The organism is Sphingobium sp. TCM1 (assembly GCF_001650725.1).
Taxonomy (GTDB): Bacteria; Pseudomonadota; Alphaproteobacteria; order Sphingomonadales; family Sphingomonadaceae; genus Sphingobium.
Genome location: NZ_LXVX01000041.1, coordinates 35,577 through 55,152 on the forward strand (window position 1 = coordinate 35,577; position 19,576 = coordinate 55,152).

Consider the following 19,576-nt stretch of genomic DNA (forward strand, 5'->3'; position numbering starts at 1 on the left):
GTCAAATCCGCTCGCCGGACAGGCGCTGGCACAGCATGTCGAGCTGATCGAGATTGGAATAGCGCAGCGCCAGCGTCCCTCCGGTCGAGGCACCGTCATGGCCAATGTCGACCTTCAGCCCCAATATGTCCGCCAGATGCCGTTCCAGCGCCGCGATGTCAGGATCCTTGTCTCCGACCGCGCCCGCGCTGCGACGCGCTGCGGGTGCGTCAGCGCCGGTCTTGACCCGCCGCACCAGCTGCTCGGTGTCTCGGACGGAAAGGCCCTTTTCCTCGACCTGTTGCGCCAGCCTTTCGCAATCAGGCGCCCCGATCAGCGCGCGGGCATGGCCCATGCTGATCCGATTGTACATCAGCTGCTGCTGCACCGGCTCGGGCAGGTCGAGCAGGCGCATCAAATTGGCGACATGGCTGCGCGACTTGCCGACAATCCGGCCAAGCGCCTCCTGGCTGTGATGAAATTCGGCGATCAGCTTGCGATAGGCTTCAGCCTCCTCGATCGGATTGAGGTCTTCGCGCTGGATATTCTCGATCAGCGCAATTTCCAGCGTTTCCTGCTCGTCGAAATCGCGGACGATGGCGGGGATGCGATGAAGCTGGGCGCGCTGCGCCGCGCGCCAGCGCCGCTCGCCCGCGATGATCTGGAATCCGCCGCCATGGGGGCGCACGATGATCGGCTGGATCACCCCCCGCTTGGCGATGCTGTCGGCCAGCTCCTGCAATGCGCCATCATCGAAATGCCGCCGCGGCTGCTCCGGGTGGGGATGGATAAGCGCGACTTCGATGCTCTGCACGGCCTTGCCATTGGCTTGCGGCACGGCGGCAGGCGCGATCGGCTCTTCGCGGGAGACATCGCCCAACAGGGCGGACAGACCTCGACCCAGACCCTGGGGACGCTTGGCGATCTTCGGCTTGTCGGTCGTTTCGTCGCTCAAGCGGCAACCTCCTGTCGGGGCAGGCGCGCGATAAGCTCGCGCGCGAGACGCATATAGGCTTCCGATCCGGAACAGCGGAAGTCATAGATGAGGGCGGGCACGCCATGGCTCGGCGCTTCGGACAGGCGCACATTGCGCGGGATCACGGTCGTGAAGACCAGATCGCCCAGACAGGCGCGGACATCGTCGGCCACCTGGTCGGTCAACCGATTGCGCCGGTCGTACATGGTGAGCGCCACGCCCATGATCGACAGGCCAGGATTGAAGCGGCCGCGAATCCGCTCGACCGTCTGGAGCAGTTGCGACAGACCCTCCAGCGCGAAAAATTCGCACTGCAACGGGACCAGCAGATATTGGGCGGCAACCATGGCATTGATCGTCAGCAGGCCGAGCGAAGGCGGACAGTCGATCAGGCAGATGTCCCAGCGGCCCGGCTGTGCTTCGGACAGGACACGCTCCAGCCGATGGGTCCGCTCCTCATAGTCGATCAGCTCGATTTCGGCCCCCGACAGATCCTGCGTCGCCGGCACAAGATCGAGCTTGGGCACGCGCGTGGTGACGATCGTGTCATCCAGCGCGCAATTGCCGACCAGCAGGTCATAGCTGGACTGGGCGCGTTCCGCCTGCCCCACCCCCAGCCCCGTCGACGCATTGCCCTGCGGGTCGAGATCGACCAGCAGCACGCGCAGTCCGGTGGCCGCCAGGCCCGTGGCCAGATTGATCGCGGTCGTGGTCTTTCCCACCCCACCTTTCTGGTTGGCGATGGCGATGCGGATCATGAACGACCTTTCTTCTTGCCGGCGGGCGCGACGCCTCGCGCGACGATGATGGCGCTGTCGTCATCGGTCACGCTGGGTTCCACGTGGAACATACCTTGCCATGCCGGACGCGCCGCCTCCAGTTCATTTTGTGCATTTCGTCCCTTCGGCAGCACCCACAGCGTGTTTTTATCGGACAGGTGCAGCGCGGATGCGAGCAATTTGGGCAGCGGCGCATAAGCGCGCGCGCTGATGATCGCGGCCTGCGTGGCGGGCACCGTCTCGACCCGGCCACCAAAGACGCGCGCATGGGACAGGCCCAAATCAGCCGCGACATCGTTCAGGAAATCGATACGCTTGCGTCGGGATTCGACCATCATCAGGGGCCGTTCGGACAGGCAGGCAACGACGACGCCCGGCAGCCCTGCGCCCGACCCCAGGTCGAGCCAGGCCCCCTCCCCCGCCCGATCGGCATGGACCAGCAGTTGCGCAGAATCGACGATATGGCGCGCCCACACATGCGGCCGGGTCGATTCGGCGATCAAATTCTGTTCGTCCATGGCCGACAGGAGGATGGCGACATAGCGCTCAAGCCTGACCCATGTTTCACGTGAAACATCGAATTGCGCCTGAAGCCAGGCGCGCGCTTCCTCTTCGCTCACGCCGCCTCCCGCCGCGCGTGGACGAGGATCGCCGCCAGCGCTGCTGGGGTAATGCCCCGTATCCGCCCTGCGGCAGCCAGCGTCTCCGGCCGCGCCGCGTCGAGCCGCTCGATCATCTCGGTGGACAGGCCACCGATCGAATGAAAATCGAAGTCGGCGGGGATATGCACCCGCTCGTTGCGGCGCAGTTCCGCCACCTCGGCTTCCTGGCGCTGGAGGTAGGGCGCATAATGCGCGTCCTCCAATATCTCGGCCCGCAGATCGTCCGGCGCGACGCTTAGCGTCGGCGCCAGTTCCAGCAGCAGCGCCCTGTCGACCTCCGGGAAACGCGCCCAGTCGAACAGGCTGCGTCGCGCGCCGTCCTGGCGCACCGCCGCGCCCGCCCGCGCCATGTCGCTCGCAGTCAAAAGCCGGCCGAGTTCCGCTTCGATCGTCGTGCGCAACGCCGCCCGCTCGGACAGTCGCCCCGCGCGAGTCGCGCCGATCACGCCATGGGCGAGGCCGATCGGACCCAGCCGTGTCTCCGCATTGTCGGCGCGCAACCGCAAGCGATATTCGGCGCGGGCGGTGAGCATCCGATAAGGTTCGGTCACGCCCTGCAGGACCAGATCATCGATCATCACGCCGATATAGCTTGTAGCGCGATCCAGTATCATCGGCGCCTCGCCACGCGCCCGCGCCGCCGCGTTGACCCCGGCGACGAGGCCCTGGGCGGCCGCCTCTTCATAGCCGGTGGTGCCGTTGATCTGCCCGGCGCAGAACAGGCCCCGCACGTTGCGAACTTCAAGGCTTGCGTCCAGCGCGCGCGGATCGACATGATCATATTCGACCGCATAGCCCGGCACGACGATCTCGACCCGCTCCAGACCGGGCATCGAACGGACCATCGCGACCTGCACATCGGTTGGCAGCGAAGTGCTGATGCCATTGGGATAGACCAGATGGTCGTCCAACCCCTCCGGCTCGAGGAAAACCTGATGCCCGTCGCGGTCGCCGAAGCGCAGCACCTTATCCTCGATGGAGGGACAATAGCGCGGCCCTCTGCCCTCGATCGCCCCGCTGAACAGTGGCGAGCGGCCAAGGCCGTCGCGGATGATCTGATGGGTCCGATCATTGGTCCGGGTAATGGCGCAAGCCAACTGCGGCAACCGTCGCCCTGCCGTCAGGGAAGACATGGTCCAGCCCTCGTCGTCCGATGGCTGGGTCTCGAGCCTCGCCCAGTCGATAGTGCGTCCATCGAGGCGTGGCGGCGTCCCCGTCTTGAGCCGGGCGACCGGCAGACCCAGGGCGCGCTGCTGAAGGCCAAGCGCGGTCGCGGCGCGCTCGCCGATCCGCCCCCCGGCTTCGCGCTCGTCGCCCCGGAACAGCTTGCCCCCCAGGAATGTCCCCGTCGCCAGCACGATCGCGGAGGCCGCCAGCGTCCGGCCGTCGTCCAGCGCGACACCAGCCACGGCATCCCCGTCCAGCATCAACGCGGCGGCTTCGCCTTCGACGATGTCGAGTCCCGGCTGCGCCGCCAGCAATGCGTGGATGGCCGCGCGATACAGCTTGCGGTCCGCCTGCACGCGCGGTCCCTGCACCGCCGCGCCCTTGCTGCTGTTGAGCATCCGATAATGGATCGCCGCCGCATCGGCCGCACGGCCGATGAGCCCATCGAGCGCATCGACCTCACGGACCAGATGCCCTTTGCCCAGCCCGCCAATAGCCGGGTTGCAGGACATGGCGCCCACCGTCTGGCGATCGAAGGTGAGCAGCGCCACCGACGCTCCCTTGCGCGCCGCAGCGGCAGCCGCCTCGCAGCCGGCATGGCCGCCACCGACCACTATAACATCATAGCTTGTTCGCATGACGCGCCCATATCAGATTGGGCCGGGGCAGGTCAAAAGCGTTCCACGTGGAACATCATTCATTTGCCGATGCAGAAGCCCGAGAAGAGGCGGTCGAGCATATCCTCAGTCCCGGCCTGCCCGGTAAGCGCATCGATGGCCGCCCTGGCGAGTCGCAGTTCCTCAGCCGCAACGAGCAGATCGGCCGTGCTTCCGGCCGCGAGGAGATGATCGCGCACCTGTCCAACTCGCTGTCGCTGCCGCGCATGCAGGGCATAGTCGCCCTCCCCCGGCAGCAATGCGGCTGCGCGAGACAGCAGCAGCGCGATCAGGACATCCATCCCTTCGCCGGTCCGCGCGGACAGGCGAAGCCCGGGGCGATCGGCGTCGGCGCGATCGCATTGCGCGGCCACCAGGATAGCATCGTCACGCGGGAGTGCGTCCGCGTCGCCCAGCCACAGGATGATGTCCGCAGCCGCCAGCGCGGCGCGCGCGCGATCGATCCCGATCGCCTCGATCGCGTCGCCCGTCTCGCCGCGCAGCCCCGCCGTGTCGGTGAAGAGGAAGGCCGTGCCACCGATCGCCGCGGGCGCTTCGATCCGGTCGCGCGTCGTCCCGGCAATGTCCGACACGATTGCCGCATCCCGTCCGACCAGCGCGTTGAGCAGGGTCGACTTGCCTGCATTGGGCGGGCCCGCCAGCACCACGCGCACGCCGTCCCGCAGCCGATCTGCGGAGGGCGCTGCCAGAATGGCATCCACGTCCTGCGCCAGCGTGGCGATGCCCGCCCCGATCCGCGCCTCGATCGCAGCGTCAGGCACATCATCCTCGTCGGAAAAGTCGAGGGCCGCCTCGGCCATGGCCGACAGGTCGAGCAGGGTCCCGCGCCATCCTTCGATCCGGCGGGAAAAATGCCCCTCCGCCATCAACAGCGCGGCGCGGCGCTGGCTCTGAGTCTCTGCGGCCAGCAGGTCGGCAAGCCCCTCGACAGCGGTCAGGTCCATGCGGCCATGGGCGAAGGCCCGGCGCGTATATTCGCCTGCTTCGGCGCGGCGCAGGCCCGGCGTCGCGCCCAGCGCCTCCTCGACCGCCGCCACCACCGCACGGCCGCCATGGCAATGCAGCTCGGCCATATCCTCGCCCGTGACCGTGTGCGGACCAGGCAACCAGAGCAGCAGCGCGCGATCGAGCGGGCCATCGTCGCGCGGGTCTTTCAGCAAGGCGAGGCTCACTGTACGCGGCGGCGGCACGCGACGGGCCAGCGCCTCCAGCGCCGCGCGCGCCTGCGGGCCGCTCACGCGGATCACCGCGATCCCCGCCGGCGGCGCACCGCTCGACAGGGCAAAAATCGTGTCGTCCTCGCCGGAAAGCACGGACCTTATTTCTTCTCGTCCTTGCTCCCGGACATGCCCGCCAGCCCGACATTCATCATCTGCTGGAACAGGCGCATCCCGGCGTCGCCCAGCGGCGAGAAGCTTTTGAACAGCGTTTCCATCTGCTCGACGCTGCCGACGCCATCGAAACTGTCGAGCATCGTCTTGATATATTTGTCATGGATCGGCGTGACATCGGGCAGGCCCAGAAAGGCCCGGGCCTCGGACGGCGTGCAGTCCACATCGACGGTTACCTTCATGTCCCTGCCCTTCCCTGTTGACCGGCGGATCGCGTTGCGCCGTCATGCCGCAACTCGCGCTATCAACGCAAATTTTTAAACGCGGCAAGTGGTTGCGCCTTTGTCGCGATCAGCCAATATGCGGACCAGAATCAAAGGTGGAAAGGATATCGGCATGGGCAGCTTCACCCCTATCGCCACGTTGGAAGGCGATGCGCAGTTCGACGCCTATGTGGCGCAACCCGAAGGAACACCGAGCGCGGCCATCATCGTCATCCAGGAAATTTTTGGGGTGAATGAGGGCATTCGCCGGAAATGCGACAACTGGGCCAAGGCGGGCTATCTCGCCTATGCGCCGGACCTGTTCTGGCGCGAGCAGCCGCATATCGAACTGGACGCCGACGTACCGGAGGAATTCCAGGCGGCGATCGGCCATATGCAGAAATTCAACCAGGACCGGGGCATCCGCGACATCGAAGCGACAATCAAGGCCGCGCGCGCCGGACTGGGCGGCACCGGCAAAGTCGGGCTGGTCGGCTATTGCCTGGGCGGGCGGCTGGCATTCATGGCCGCCTGCCGCACCGATGGCGACGCCTTTGTCGGCTATTATGGCGTTGGCATCGACGGGCTGCTGAACGAGCAACATGCGATCGGCAAGCCGGTGCTGCTGCACATTCCCACGGCCGATCACTTCGTCCTGCCCGACGCGCAGAAGGCGATGCATGAAGGGCTGGCGGACAATCGCCATGTCACGCTGTACGACTATGAAGGGCTGGATCACGGCTTTGCCGCCGAAATGGGCGCCCGCCGCGATGAGCAGGCCGCAACCCTTGCCGACCGGCGAACGGCCGACTTTTTCGCCGAGCATCTCGCCTGATGGCCAAAACATGGCGCATGGTGGCGCGCAGCCATGGCGGGCCGGAAGTCATCGCGCGCGAGGATTTCGATCCGGGCGCACCGGGTGAAGGCGAATTGCTGATCGAACAGGACGCGATCGGTCTCAACTTCATCGATACCTATTATCGCACCGGCCTCTACCCCGCGCCCCTCCCAACGCCCCTGGGATCGGAAGGCGCGGGCCGGGTCGTCGCGGTGGGCGCGGGCGTCACCGGCTTCGCGCCGGGCGACCGGGTGGGCTGCGTCAGCGGACTCGGCGCCTATGCCACGCATCGCCTCATCGCCGCGGATCGGGCGGTGAAGATCCCCGACGCCATCTCCAGCGCGGATGCGGCGGCCATGATGCTCAAGGGCATGACCGCCTGCTATCTGGCGGAGGACAGCATCGCCCTCCGGCCCGGCCAGGTCGCGCTGGTCCATGCCGCGGCGGGCGGCGTCGGATCGATCCTCCTTCCCTGGCTGCGCGACAAGGGCGTGGTCGTCATCGCCCATTGCGGGTCGGCAGAAAAGGCGGCGACCGTGGCGGCCGATCACAGCCTGCATGGCGCGTTCGACGGACTCGCCGCCACGGTCCGCGAACTGACCGGGGGCAAGGGCGTCGATGTCGTCTATGACGGCGTCGGCAAGGACAGCTGGACTGCCTCGCTCGCCAGCCTCAAGCGGCGCGGCCTGATGGTAAGCTACGGCAATGCCTCCGGGGCGGTGCCGCCGGTCAGCCTGCTGGACCTCAGCCGCGGCGGGTCGCTCTATGTCACCCGTCCGACCCTGTTCGATTATATAGCGACGGCGCAGGAACTGGCGCACACCGCCGATCGCCTGTTCGACCGGATGCAGCGCGGCGTCGTCACCGCGACGATCGGCCAGCGGTTCGCGCTGGCCGACGCGGCGGAGGCGCATCGGGCGCTGGAGGCACGACAGACCACCGGCGCGACCGTCCTCCTGCCCTGACCATCTTCGGCCGAAACGCATGAAAAAGGGGGCGGCACCGACGGTGCCGCCCCCTTTTTCGTGGCCGTAATCCGGGATCAGGCGAACAGGGTGAGGATGCCCACCTGATGATCGACGAAGCCGTCATAGATCATCTTCACCGCGACATAGATGATGACGGCAAGGCCCAGATAGGCGATCCAGCGGAAACGCTCGATATATTTGGCGATGATGTTCGCCGCGATACCCATCAGCGCGACCGACAGGATCAGGCCGATGATGAGGATACCGGGATGATCCCGCGCGGCACCGGCAACCGCCAGCACATTGTCCAGGCTCATGGACACGTCGGCCACGGCGACCGCCCATGCCGCGCCGGCGAAGCTCTTGGCCGGACGCAGCCCCGACACGTCGTCGTCGCTGGTGTCGCCCGGCGTATCGCCGCCACGCTTGGGGTGGAGTTCGCGCCACATCTTGAAGCTGACCCAGAGCAGCAGCAGGCCGCCCGCCAGGATCAGGCCGACAATCTGCATCAGCTGGCTGACCACCAGCGCGAAACCGATGCGCAGCACCAGTGCGGCGATGATGCCGATCAGGATCACCTTCTGCCGCTGCGCCGCGGGGAGGCCCGCCGCCAGCGCGCCGACGACGATGGCGTTGTCGCCGGCCAACAATATGTCGATCATCAGCACCTGGCCAAAGGCGGCTAATGCGCTGGGTGATCCGATGTTGCTGAAATCATTGACGATATGCTGCCAGATGTCGGCCGGGGAACCCAGTCCCTGAACGGTCGCGGCGGCGGTGGCGAAAAGGTCGAACATGGCGGCCCAACGTCCCTGTGGTTAAAAAGCGAAAGCCGGACCATGGCATGGCCCGGCGATCACGGCAAAAACATAAGGCAGGGCGGCGGCCGATCCATCCGGATCGCCCCCCGCCATGCCGCTTACTGGTTCATGGTCGCGAAGAAATCCTCGTTGGTCTTGGAATCCTTCATCTTGTCGAGCAGGAATTCCATCGCGTCGACCGTGCCCATCTGCATCAGGATACGGCGCAGCACCCACATCTTGCTGAGCGTCGGCTTCTCGACCAGCAACTCTTCCTTGCGGGTGCCCGACTTGCCAACGTCCAGCGCCGGGAAGATGCGCTTGTCGGCGACCTTGCGGTCCAGCACGATTTCCGAGTTGCCGGTGCCCTTGAACTCTTCGAAGATGACTTCGTCCATGCGGCTGCCGGTGTCGATCAGCGCGGTCGCGATGATGGAAAGCGAACCACCCTCCTCAATGTTACGCGCGGCGCCGAAGAAGCGCTTGGGACGCTGCAACGCATTGGCGTCGACACCGCCGGTCAGCACCTTGCCCGACGAAGGTACGACGGTGTTGTAGGCGCGGCCGAGGCGGGTGATGGAGTCGAGCAGGATCACCACATCCTTCTTGTGCTCGACCAGGCGCTTCGCCTTCTCGATCACCATTTCGGCGACCTGGACGTGGCGGGTGGCCGGCTCGTCGAAGGTGGAGGATACGACCTCGCCCTTCACGCTGCGCTGCATGTCGGTGACTTCTTCCGGGCGCTCGTCGATCAGCAGCACGATCAGGAAGACTTCGGGATGATTGTCGGTGATCGCCTTGGCAATATTCTGGAGCATCACCGTCTTGCCGACGCGGGGCGGCGCGACGATCAGCGTGCGCTGGCCCTTGCCCTGCGGGGAAACGATGTCGATAACGCGCGCCGACTTGTCCTTGATCGTCGGGTCCAGCGTGTCGAGCCGCAACTTCTGCTCGGGATAGAGCGGCGTCAGATTGTCGAAATTGACGCGATGGCGGACCACATCGGGATCGTCGAAATTGACGGTGTTGAGCTTGGTCAGCGCGAAATAGCGTTCGCCATCCTTGGGCGCGCGAATCTCGCCCTCCACCGTATCGCCCGTGCGCAGGCCGAACTTGCGGACCTGGTTGGGCGAGACATAGATGTCGTCGGGACCGGCGAGGAAGTTCGCCTCGGGGCTGCGCAGGAAGCCGAAGCCGTCGGGCAGCACCTCGATCGTGCCTTCGCCCATGATCTGTTCGCCATTTTCCGCCTCGGCCTTGAGGATGGCGAACATCAGGTCCTGCTTGCGCAGCGTCGATGCGCCTTCCACGCCGAGTTCCTCGGCCATGGTGACGAGGTCTGCGGGCGCTTGCTTCTTGAGGTCCTTGAGATGCATTTGCGAGTCGGTCCGATGCGGTGGAAGAGAAAATGGGCCGGAAAGGAAGGGGATAGCCGGACAGGAAGGCCGGGCAACCCTCGCTCCGGACGGGCGAGGATGAATATTCCGCGTTTAACGATCCGGCAGGGCTTTAGTCAAGGCGGCACTGGCGGCGATCCAGCGGAAATTCGCGCTTTTACAGGAAGGCGCGGCCAGCGGTGGCGCTGGCGCGACCGCCGCCCTTCATGGTATAAGCGATCGATAAGAGAGAGAGGATGAGGATATGCGACGGCTTCGTGCCCTGCTGGGGATCGCGCTTGCGATCGGCGGCGCGCCCCTCGCCGCGCAGGATGCGCCCCCCTCGCCCTTACCTGCGCCCGAAGCCGCCCTTGACCCGCATGTTCCCCCCACGGTCGTCCGCACCGGGCCGTCGCCGGACGAGCGCGTCACCATCCCCATCCATATCGACGGCAAGGGGCCGTGGAACTTCATCATCGACACCGGGTCGCAGCGCACCGTCATCGCCCGCGACCTGGCCGAGCGACTCGCCCTGCCCGCCCGGTCCAATGTCGTCATCATCAGCATGACCGGCCGGTCCGAAGCGACCACCGTCGCCGTGCCGAGGCTCGGCTTTGGCGGCGGCACGGTCGACGATATCGAGGCGCCCGTGCTGGAGGGCGAGCATCTGGGCGCGCCGGGCCTGCTCGGCCTGGACAGCCTGCACGCCAAGCGGGTGACGCTCAACTTCCGTACCGGGCGAATGGAGATCGCCGACAGCGGCGCGCGACGACGAGTCTCGGTCGAACCGGACACGATCGTCGTGGAGGCCCGGCGCAAGCGCGGCCAGCTGATCCTGCTCGATTCCGACGTCAACGGGATGCGGGTCAACATCATGCTCGACACCGGCACCAATTACAGCATCGGCAATCTCGCGCTGCGCGACAAGCTGGTCCGCAAGAAGCGCGCGCCCGATCTGCTGACCGCGACGCTGACCAGCGTCACCGGCGGCACGCTGGTCGGGCAGGTCGGCCGGATCAAGTCGGTGCGGATGGGGCGCGTCAACCTGACCGAGGTGCCGGTGATCTTCGCCGACGCCAGCCCCTTTGCCGAATTGGGGATGCAGGACAAGCCGGCGCTGCTGCTGGGTATCAGCGCGCTCAAGATTTTCGACCGGGTCGCGATCGACTTCGGCCGGGGCAAGGTCGACTTCCTGCTGCCCGATGCCAGCGCGGTCGATAATCTGCGCCTGGCGGCGAACGATCAACCCACCGGGTAGCGGCGACGCAGGCTACTGCCCCGGCGTCGGCCGGTTCGCAGCCGGCGGCTGTTGCCGCTGCCGATCACGACCCAACACATTGTCGATCCATTGCTGGTCCAGGCGCGGCGGCTGGGGCCGATCCTCCGGATCGACCTCCATCTGCGGCTCGTCCGCGTCCGACCCCTCGGGCCGGGGGCGGTCGATCGGCAGCCCGTTCTCATCGACCATCATGCCGCCATCGGCGCCGCTGTCCGGGGTGCCGAAATAGGCTTCCTCATCGGGTTCCAGCTGCCATTCGGGCAGCGTGACCTCGGTCTCGAACTGTTCGACCGGCCGCTTCGCCACCGCCACCTTCATATAGTCGGCAAAGGCGCGCGCGGGGGCGCGACCGCCCTGGAGAACGCCGACCGCCCGGGCGTCGTCACGCCCCATCCACACGCCGGTGGTGATGCCGCTCGAAAAGCCCAGGAACCAGCCATCCTTGTTGCTGCTGGTGGTGCCGGTCTTGCCCGCGACCGGACGCCCGATCGACGCCGCACGGCCGGTGCCCGTCGACACGGCGGTCTGCATCAGGTCGGTCATGCCGGCGGCGACCCATGGGGCGACCAGCACCCGGCTGGTATCGTCCTGATGGCTGTAGAGCAGGCGGCCGTCGGCGGTCGTCACCTTGGTGATGCCATAGGGCGTCACCGCGATCCCCTTGCGCGCGATCGAGGCGAAGGCGCGGGTCATGTCGATCAGGCGCACGTCCGACGTGCCCAGCACCATGGAGGGATGGGTGTTGATCGGGGTGGTGATGCCGAAGCGGCGGGCCATGTCGGCGACGGTCGGGAAGCCCACCTCGACGCCCAGCTTCGCCGCGACGGTGTTGATCGAGTAAGCGAAGGCGGTGCGAACGTCGATGTCGCCGGAAAAGCGGCCCGAACTGTTGCGCGGCGACCAGCCGTTGATCGTCACCGGCTCGTCGGTGACGCCGGTGTCGGGGGTATAGCCCGCCTCCAGCGCCGCCATATAGACAAAGATCTTCCACGCGGAACCGGGCTGGCGCGTCGCGGTGGTGGCGCGGTTGTAGTTGGAGCTGACATAATCCAGCCCGCCGACCATCGCCCGCACCGCTCCGTCGCGGTCCAGGCTGACCAATGCGCCCTGCGTGCCTGCGGGAACATTGGCCTTGATCGCCGCCGTCGCCGCATTCTGCATGTTCAGGTCGATGGTGGTGTAGACCTCCAGCGGCTCGTTCGGCTCGTCGATCAGCAGGTCGAGCTGGGGCAAGGCCCAGTCGGTAAAGTAACGCACGCTGTTTTGCGGCGGCTCGGGCGCCATGCGGACGCCCGCCAGGTCGGCGCCGGCGCGCTCGGACGCCGAAATCGCGCCATTTTCCTGCATCAGGTCCAGCACCACGCCGGCGCGGCCGATCGCGGCCTCCGCATCGGCGGTGGGGGAGTAGCTGGACGGCGCCTTGACCAGGCCGGCGATGATCGCCGCTTCGGGCAGGTCCAGCGCAGTGGCCGGATGGCCGAAAAATTTGCGGCTGGCCGCGTCGATGCCATAGGCGCCACCGCCGAAATAGACCTTGTTGAGGTAAAGTTCGAGGATCTGCCGCTTGGAGAATTTCCGCTCCAGCGCCAGAGCCAGCACCATTTCGCGGATCTTGCGGCCGAAACTGTAGCTGTTGTTGAGGAAGATGTTGCGCGTGACCTGCTGGGTGATCGTCGACGCCCCCTGCCAGCGACGCCCCTGCCCCCGTCGCTCGACCGCAACCCAGGCGGCGCGCGCCATGCCGATCGGATCCACGCCGGGGTGCAGGTAGAAACGCTTGTCCTCGGTCGACACCATCGCGTCGACCATCACCTGCGGGATGCGGTCATAGCTCAGCCACTGGCCGAAGCTCGGCCCCAGCGACACGATGACGCTGCCGTCCGCGGCATGAACGCGGATCATCTGGCCATTGGGGGAGGATTTCAGGCTGTCATAGTCGGGCAGCGACTGCATCGCGATCACAACCGCGATCACCACGGCCAGCAGGCCCGCCACCGCCGCCGCCAGGCCGATCTTCAGCCCGCGCACCAGCCATTTCCTTGCGCGACCGGGCGCGCCCTTGCTCTTGCTTGATCCTGCCATTTGTGCCGCTTCGAATAGGCGCTATTGCGTGCGGCGGCCAGCGCAAATCATGCGTCCGGCGTGGAAAAACACCATTGCGGCGTCCCTGCGGAATCGCGCTTTGTCGCGGATGAGCGGCGTCCGTCGCTGCGGACCTCTCCGCTATTTTCCCTCGCTGCGCGGCTTGAAGTCCAGGCTGGCGCTGTTCAGGCAGTAACGCAGGCCATCGACCCCTGGCCCGTCGGGAAAGACATGGCCCAGATGCCCCTCGCAGGTGGCGCAACGGACCTCCGTCCGCATCATGCCGTGGCTGGTGTCGCGCACTTCCTCGACCGCGTCGATATCGACCGGCGCGGTGAAGCTGGGCCAGCCCGATCCGCTGTCATATTTTTCCGCGGCATCGAACAGTTCGGTGCCGCACCCGGCGCAAAAATAGACGCCGTCCGCCTTGTTGCTGTTATATTTGCCGGTGAAGGCGCGCTCCGTCCCCGCCTCGCGCAGCACATGATATTGCTCGGGGGACAGGCGCTGGCGCCATTCGGCTTCAGTGAGATTCATCTTCTCCATGGCCGCAATATGGCGCTGTCCCGCAGGGCGATCAAGCCCGCTCCCGCGCCGCCTGTCGCGTGATCGCCAGCAATTCGTGGCGAACCATCAGGTCGCCTGTGCCCCTGCTGCCGCGACTGGCGCGCTCCGCCTCCAGCAGCCGCTGGATGACCCGCGCGATCCCGGGCGCATCCCACAGCCGCACCTGGCGCGACACCAGCCCCTTCTCCTTCCAGAAGACCGCCTTGCCCGCAGTCTCGATCGCCGCCTCCAGCCGGCCGCTGGCGTCGAAGGCGTCGCGGATCGTGGCGATCAGCATGGCCCGCGTCAGCAGCGGGCGGATGACCGACGCCATGGCAGCGCCGGTTTCGCTCAGGCTCGTCAATTCCCGGTGCATGGCTTTCAGGTCGCCGCCCAGCACCGCGTTGACCAGCGGCGCGACCTCCGTATCGGGGTTGTCGGCGGACAGCGCATCGAGCGCGTCGGCGGTCGCCTCGCACGGCCGCTCGGGCGCGGCGTCCAGATAGAGGATCAGCTTCTCCACCTCGCCGGCCATCAACGCCCGGTCGCCATTGGCGAGATCGACGATGCGGCGCGCCAGTTCGGTCGGCAGGCGCAGCCCGCCCTCGCGCGCGATGGCGATCGCGATCTGCTCCGATTCGCGCGCATCGGGCTGGTAGGAGATGAAAGCCAGTGCCGCCTTGTGGTCGAGCGCGAGCTTGACCAGCTTGGACGTGCTCTTGAGCGCACCCGCCACCGCGATCACCGGATTGCCCGCCGCCTCCGCCTCCAGCAGCGCGGTCAGCGCCGGCAGCGATTCGTCCCCCATGCCGCTGATGCGGACCCAGCGCCGGTCCCCGAACATGGAAAAGGACGCCGCCTCGTCCGACAGGCGCGCCGGGTCATCCTTCAGCGTCGATCCGTCCAGGTCGATCCGTTCCGCCTGCGGCCCCATGGCGCGCTCCAGCCGCTTCGCCAGCGCCTGGCTCCCCGCTTCGTCGGGGCCGTAGAGCAGGAAGAAGCGGACGTCGGCGGGCGGCGCATCCAGCGCCTTTTCGATCTGGCCCCGGCTGGCCTTCAAGGATTGGGGGCCTTGCGCGAAAAGAGCGCGAGGCGGGTCACGATCTGGTCCGCCACCGTCTGCGACAGCCGCTCCAGCGCGGTGTCTTCGGCCGCGATCGTGGCATATTCGCTGGACGTGACGTCGATGCCCGCGTCCGAACCGGCGGTATCGTCCAGGATCTGCGCGCCGGTGGCCTCGTCGACCAGCTGGTAGCGCGCCCGCAGCGTCCTCCGCTCGCGCGTGATGGCGGCGTCGGCGCGCAGGCCGAAGCCGCTGATGTCGTCGTCCAGTTTCACCACCAGCTTGTAGCGCGGCCCGCTGCCGCCGCTCATCGCCGACAGCCGGTCGTTGAGCGCGTTGCGCACCAGCCATCCGGCCTTGCCCTCGATCGGCGCGACCTCGACATTGCCCAGCGCCTGCGCCACCGCGCCATGGCTCCCGCCGCCATAGACCGGGCGCAGCCCGCAGGCGGTGAGGGACGCAAGAGCGATCAAGAGCAGGGGCGAAGGCTTCATGCCAACCTCCATAACCGTTCGCCCTGAGCCTGTCGAAGGGCTTTCCTTCTTCCGAAGAAAAGCAAAGGCTTCGACAGGATCAGCCTGAACGGATGTTGTTAGATGACCAGATTGACCAGGCGATCCGGCACCACGATCACCTTCTTCGGCGTCGCGCCGTCGAGGATGCGGACCACATTGGGCGCGGCGAGGGCGAGGCGTTCCAGCTCGTCCTTCGGCGTCCCCTTGGCCACGGTGATGGTGTCGCGCAGCTTGCCCATCACCTGGCAGGCGATCGTCACCTCGTCATCGACCAGCAGCGCCGGGTCGACCGCAGGCCAGGCCGCGTCGGCGATCAGGCCGTCCTGCCCCATCTCGGCCCAGCCCTCTTCGGCCAGATGCGGCGTCATCGGCGCGACCAGCAGCGCCAGCGTGCGAATCGCGGCGGTGCGCGACGCCGACGGCCTGGCCTTCTCGATCGCGTTCACCAGTTCGTAGATCTTGGCGACCGCCTTGTTGAAGCCCAGCGCCTCGACATCGCGGGCTACGCCGTCGATCGTCTGGTGCAGCTTGCGGTCCAGCGCCTTATCCGCGCCTTCCGCCGACGCATCCGCTTCGCCGAACAGGCGCCAGACGCGGTTGACGAAGCGCCAGCTGCCCTCGATCCCGGCTTCCGTCCAGGGCAGGTCGCGCTCGGGCGGGCTGTCGGACAGCATGAACCAGCGCACCGCGTCCGCGCCATATTGGGCGATGATGTCATCGGGATCGACGACATTCTTCTTGGACTTGGACATTTTCTCGACACGGCCGACCGTCACTGACGCCCCGCCATCGACCATGACCAGCCCTTCGCCCTGCTTCACCACATCCTGCGGCGCGAGCCAGGCGCCTTCGGGCGACTTGTACGTCTCATGCGTCACCATCCCCTGCGTGAACAGGCCGGTGAACGGCTCGGCAAAGCCCAACTGCCCCATATGCTGCAGCGCGCGGGTCCAGAAGCGGGCGTAGAGCAAGTGCAGGATCGCATGTTCCACGCCGCCGATATACTGCCCGACCGGCAGCCATTGCTCGACCGTTGCCCGGTCGAACGGCCTGTCCTTGGGCTGGCTGGCGAAGCGGATGAAATACCAGCTCGAATCCGCGAACGTATCGAGCGTGTCGGTCTCGCGCACGGCCGGACGCCCACAGGACGGGCAGTCGACATGCTTCCAGCTCGGATGGCGATCAAGCGGATTGCCGGGAATGTCGAAGCTGACATCCTCTGGCAGCACGACCGGCAGCTGCTCCTTGGGCACGCCCACCGGGCCGCAGCTATCGCAATGGATGACCGGGATCGGCGTGCCCCAGTAGCGCTGGCGCGACACGCCCCAGTCGCGCAGGCGGAACACGGTCTTGCCCGCGCCCCAGCCTTCGGATCCGGCGCGGGCGATGACGGCGGCCTTGGCCTCCTCGATCGCCATGCCATTGAGGAAGCGGCTGTTCACCAGGCGGCCCGGCCCCGTATAGGCTTCATTGTGGATCGGCGCCTGCTCGTCGCCTTCCGCCGCGACGACGCGCTCCACCGGCAGCATATATTTGCGCGCGAAGTCCAGGTCGCGCTGGTCGTGCCCGGGCACGCCCATGACCGCGCCGGTGCCATAGTCCATCAGCACGAAATTGGCGATGAAGACGGGCAACTGCCAGTCGGGATCGAAGGGATGCGCAACGGTGAGACCGGTGTCGAAGCCCAGCTTCTCCGCCGTTTCCAGTTCCGCCGCGGTGGTGCCGCCTTCCTTGCACTTCTCGATGAAGGTGACGGCGTCGGGGTTGCCTGCCGCCACCGCCTGCGCCACCGGATGGTCGGCCGCGATTGCCACGAAGCTCGCGCCGAAGATGGTGTCGGGACGGGTCGAATAGACCTCGATCCTCGTGTCGAACGGCGCGACCGGTTCGAAATGGAATTGCAGGCCGACCGACTTGCCGATCCAGTTTTCCTGCATCGTCCGCACCTTGTCGGGCCACTGGTCGAGGGTCTTGAGGCCCTCCAGCAGGTCGTCGGCGAACTGGGTGATCTTGAGGAACCACTGGGACAGCTTGCGCTTCTCGACCAGCGCGCCCGATCGCCAGCCGCGCCCGTCGATCACCTGCTCGTTCGCCAGCACGGTCATGTCGACCGGGTCCCAGTTGACCGCGCTTTCCTTGCGATAGACCAGCCCCGCTTCCAGCATGTCCAGGAACAGCGCCTGTTCATGGCCATAATAGTCGGGCTCGCATGTCGCGAGTTCGCGGCTCCAGTCGATCGCGAAGCCCAGCTTCTTGAGCTGCGCGCGCATGTTGGCGATATTCTCGCGGGTCCATGACCCCGGATGGACCTTCTTTTCCATCGCGGCATTTTCGGCCGGCATTCCAAAGGCGTCCCAGCCCATCGGATGCAGCACCTCATGGCCCGTCATGCGGCGGAAACGCGCCAGCACGTCGCCCATCGAATAGTTGCGGACATGGCCGATATGGATGCGCCCCGACGGATAGGGGAACATTTCCAGCACATAGGAACGGGGCTTGGTCGACGCATCGTCGGCCTTGAAGCTCTGCTGCTCGTCCCAGGTCGCCTGCCAGCGGGCGTCGGCCTCAAACGGGTTGAAGCGCCTTTGCATGTCATGTCCTTACAAATGCGAGCGGGCTGGGCCTTTGATGAAGCCCAGCCCCGATGGTGTGAAAGGGGCGTGGCACCCGCCCCGCCCGGAAGGGGTTTGGGTCAGCCGATCGCCATGCGGCGCAGGTCGCGCGCCTTGGTGAGGATGATCTCCTCCAGCTTCTGCGTCGTCGCCGCCTTGACCGGCGCGTCGATCCACTGGCCATTCTGGTTGACCTGGCGGCTGGCCGCGACGCGCAGCGCGTCGGCACGCAGATCCTGGTCCAGGATCGACACGGTCAGCTTCATCCGCTCATTGGGGCTGTTGGGATTGGTGTACCAGTCGGTGACGATCACGCCGCCGTTCGAATCGGTCTGCACCATCGGCATGAAGGACAGGGTGTCGAGGCTGGCGCGCCACAGATAGGCGTTGACGCCGATCGTCGTCACCTTCGACGCGGCGAGGTCCGCCTTGGGGCGTTCCTTGGAGCCGCCCCCGCAGGCAGCGAGCGGCAGGAGCGCGGCCAGCAGCAGGCCGGCGGAAACGGAGGCGGGAAGGCGGCGGACCATCAGGCATGTCCTAACTGAAATGACGAAAATCAGCCCGCTTCTATAGTGCGCGGGCGGCAATGGGCAAGGGGGCGCAGGGTAGCGCCGCATCGGTCCGCCGCGCTTGCGCATCCCACATGGCGGAACCTGCCGCCCGATCCTGTGTATTCCGTGCAACAGCTCCGACAAAAAGGGACTCCCGCCCCTAGCCAGTGGCGGCTTTGCGGGTGTAAAGCGTTACCAAAGATTAAGACAGCGGGGATGAGAGTCGGGACATGCGTGTGAACAGGGGACATTTGGCGATAGCAGGCGCGGCGACAGCCGTTGCCGGCTTCTTGCTGTCGCCCGCGTTCGGCGCCGCGACCGACCTTGTTCATCTGCGCGCCGACGCCCCCGTCTCGCTGGGCGCGCTGGGCAGCATCTCCTCTTTCACCCCGACGACCAAGGACCCGCAACTGGCAGCCGCCTATGCGAAGGTCGCCGCCTCGGCCAGCCGTCAGGGCTTTCGCTTCACCCCGACCAGCGGATCGCTGAGCGGCCAGCGCTCGATCACCATCATGGTCCGCGCCGCCGACCGCGTCACCAGCCCGACGTCCGATCCGGTCGACATCAAGCCGATGGCGTTCAGCCTGAGCGGATCGCACAACTGGCGCAAGTTCGCCCTGCCCGAAGCAGTGGGCCGCAAGGCGCTGGACCCGGTGCCGGTCGAAACCATGGTCGATGCCAAGAATTTCTCGCTGGATGACGGCAAGAAGGACCGCTTCAGCACCAAGGTGCTGATCGAAAACCGCCGCGACACCGTCACCGGCGTGCGCAATCCATCGGCGGACAAGGATTATTCGCTGGACCTCGCCAGCTCCTATTCGCTGACCCGCAACCTCAATGTGACGGCGGGCGTGCGCTACAACAATAATGTCGTGGGCCGCCTGACCCCGATGACCGACGACCGGCAGGACAGCCAGGCCGTCTATCTCGGCACCATCTTCAAATTCTGATCCGGCCGGGTCGGTCCCGGGTACAGCGCGGCTGACGATTCGCCTCGCCTTGATCAGCCGCAGACCGTCGGCGCCAGTCACGACCACAGGCGTCCGCCCGCCCCCTACGAAGAGACCATTAGGTCGCCGGCACGCCCTGTGGTAAGATCCCGCATCGCGACA

General features: G+C 66.4%; 18 protein-coding genes. 4 read left to right on the forward strand and 14 right to left on the reverse strand.

Annotated elements, in window-relative coordinates:
- Position 1: 1 nt before the first annotated feature.
- From A7Q26_RS23760 to A7Q26_RS23785, 6 genes are read right to left on the reverse strand one after another with little or no spacing between them, the layout of a single operon-like run.
- Entirely contained in the window at positions 2-934 is a 933-nt protein-coding gene (locus tag A7Q26_RS23760; RefSeq protein ID WP_066865631.1) for a ParB/RepB/Spo0J family partition protein, read from the reverse strand.
- Positions 931-1,713 carry a ParA family protein gene (locus tag A7Q26_RS23765; RefSeq protein ID WP_066865634.1) on the reverse strand — a complete coding sequence of 261 codons (783 nt, stop codon included), beginning with the start codon at positions 1,711-1,713 and terminating at the stop codon, positions 931-933. The genes A7Q26_RS23760 and A7Q26_RS23765 overlap by 4 nt, the downstream gene beginning before the upstream one ends.
- Positions 1,710-2,354, reverse strand: coding sequence for a 16S rRNA (guanine(527)-N(7))-methyltransferase RsmG (gene rsmG, locus A7Q26_RS23770; RefSeq protein ID WP_066865637.1), 645 nt, complete (start codon positions 2,352-2,354; stop codon positions 1,710-1,712). The genes A7Q26_RS23765 and rsmG overlap by 4 nt, the downstream gene beginning before the upstream one ends.
- Positions 2,351-4,201 carry a tRNA uridine-5-carboxymethylaminomethyl(34) synthesis enzyme MnmG gene (mnmG, locus tag A7Q26_RS23775; protein ID WP_066865641.1) on the reverse strand — a complete coding sequence of 617 codons (1,851 nt, stop codon included), beginning with the start codon at positions 4,199-4,201 and terminating at the stop codon, positions 2,351-2,353. The genes rsmG and mnmG overlap by 4 nt, the downstream gene beginning before the upstream one ends.
- A gap of 59 nt (positions 4,202-4,260) precedes the next feature.
- Positions 4,261-5,553, reverse strand: coding sequence for a tRNA uridine-5-carboxymethylaminomethyl(34) synthesis GTPase MnmE (mnmE, locus tag A7Q26_RS23780; RefSeq protein WP_066865644.1), 1,293 nt, complete (start codon positions 5,551-5,553; stop codon positions 4,261-4,263).
- Positions 5,554-5,558: 5 nt separating this feature from the next.
- Positions 5,559-5,813: a DUF6489 family protein gene (locus A7Q26_RS23785; RefSeq protein WP_066865647.1), complete on the reverse strand. Its 255-nt coding sequence runs from the start codon at positions 5,811-5,813 to the stop codon at positions 5,559-5,561.
- A 154-nt stretch (positions 5,814-5,967) separates the two neighbouring features.
- Between A7Q26_RS23785 and A7Q26_RS23790 the strand changes: the two genes are divergently transcribed.
- Complete coding sequence (locus tag A7Q26_RS23790; RefSeq protein WP_066865650.1) at positions 5,968-6,669, forward strand: dienelactone hydrolase family protein; 702 nt, start codon at positions 5,968-5,970, stop codon at positions 6,667-6,669.
- Entirely contained in the window at positions 6,669-7,637 is a 969-nt protein-coding gene (locus A7Q26_RS23795; protein ID WP_232313910.1) for a quinone oxidoreductase family protein, read from the forward strand. Before A7Q26_RS23790 ends, A7Q26_RS23795 begins: the two co-directional genes overlap by 1 nt.
- Positions 7,638-7,714: 77 nt before the next feature.
- On the opposite strand, the gene A7Q26_RS23800 is transcribed toward A7Q26_RS23795, so the two are convergent.
- Both A7Q26_RS23800 and rho read right to left on the reverse strand, forming a co-directional pair.
- Positions 7,715-8,437 carry a YjbE family putative metal transport protein gene (locus tag A7Q26_RS23800; protein WP_066865653.1) on the reverse strand — a complete coding sequence of 241 codons (723 nt, stop codon included), beginning with the start codon at positions 8,435-8,437 and terminating at the stop codon, positions 7,715-7,717.
- 122 nt (positions 8,438-8,559) lie between these two features.
- Positions 8,560-9,816, reverse strand: a complete 1,257-nt coding sequence (gene rho / locus A7Q26_RS23805) for a transcription termination factor Rho (RefSeq protein WP_066865656.1) — start codon at positions 9,814-9,816, stop codon at positions 8,560-8,562.
- Positions 9,817-10,081: 265 nt separating this feature from the next.
- Between rho and A7Q26_RS23810 the strand changes: the two genes are divergently transcribed.
- Positions 10,082-11,074, forward strand: coding sequence for an aspartyl protease family protein (locus tag A7Q26_RS23810; protein ID WP_066865659.1), 993 nt, complete (start codon positions 10,082-10,084; stop codon positions 11,072-11,074).
- A gap of 12 nt (positions 11,075-11,086) precedes the next feature.
- On the opposite strand, the gene A7Q26_RS23815 is transcribed toward A7Q26_RS23810, so the two are convergent.
- From A7Q26_RS23815 to A7Q26_RS23840, 6 genes are all read right to left on the reverse strand, one after another.
- Positions 11,087-13,177: a transglycosylase domain-containing protein gene (locus A7Q26_RS23815; RefSeq protein ID WP_066865662.1), complete on the reverse strand. Its 2,091-nt coding sequence runs from the start codon at positions 13,175-13,177 to the stop codon at positions 11,087-11,089.
- A gap of 141 nt (positions 13,178-13,318) precedes the next feature.
- Positions 13,319-13,723: a peptide-methionine (R)-S-oxide reductase MsrB gene (gene msrB / locus A7Q26_RS23820; protein ID WP_066865665.1), complete on the reverse strand. Its 405-nt coding sequence runs from the start codon at positions 13,721-13,723 to the stop codon at positions 13,319-13,321.
- Between the two features lie 31 nt (positions 13,724-13,754).
- Positions 13,755-14,783: a DNA polymerase III subunit delta gene (gene holA, locus A7Q26_RS23825; RefSeq protein ID WP_066865669.1), complete on the reverse strand. Its 1,029-nt coding sequence runs from the start codon at positions 14,781-14,783 to the stop codon at positions 13,755-13,757.
- The gene (gene lptE / locus A7Q26_RS23830) at positions 14,780-15,280 is read right to left on the reverse strand and encodes an LPS assembly lipoprotein LptE (RefSeq protein WP_066865978.1); all 501 of its coding nucleotides are present in this window, start codon (positions 15,278-15,280) and stop codon (positions 14,780-14,782) included. The genes holA and lptE overlap by 4 nt, the downstream gene beginning before the upstream one ends.
- A 98-nt stretch (positions 15,281-15,378) precedes the next feature.
- Positions 15,379-17,892, reverse strand: coding sequence for a leucine--tRNA ligase (gene leuS / locus A7Q26_RS23835; RefSeq protein ID WP_066865672.1), 2,514 nt, complete (start codon positions 17,890-17,892; stop codon positions 15,379-15,381).
- A gap of 101 nt (positions 17,893-17,993) precedes the next feature.
- Complete coding sequence (locus A7Q26_RS23840) at positions 17,994-18,440, reverse strand: DUF3576 domain-containing protein (protein WP_066865674.1); 447 nt, start codon at positions 18,438-18,440, stop codon at positions 17,994-17,996.
- A gap of 254 nt (positions 18,441-18,694) precedes the next feature.
- On the opposite strand from A7Q26_RS23840, the gene A7Q26_RS23845 reads away from it, so the two are divergent.
- Entirely contained in the window at positions 18,695-19,414 is a 720-nt protein-coding gene (locus A7Q26_RS23845; protein ID WP_066865677.1) for a hypothetical protein, read from the forward strand.
- The last annotated feature ends 162 nt before the right edge of the window (positions 19,415-19,576 follow it).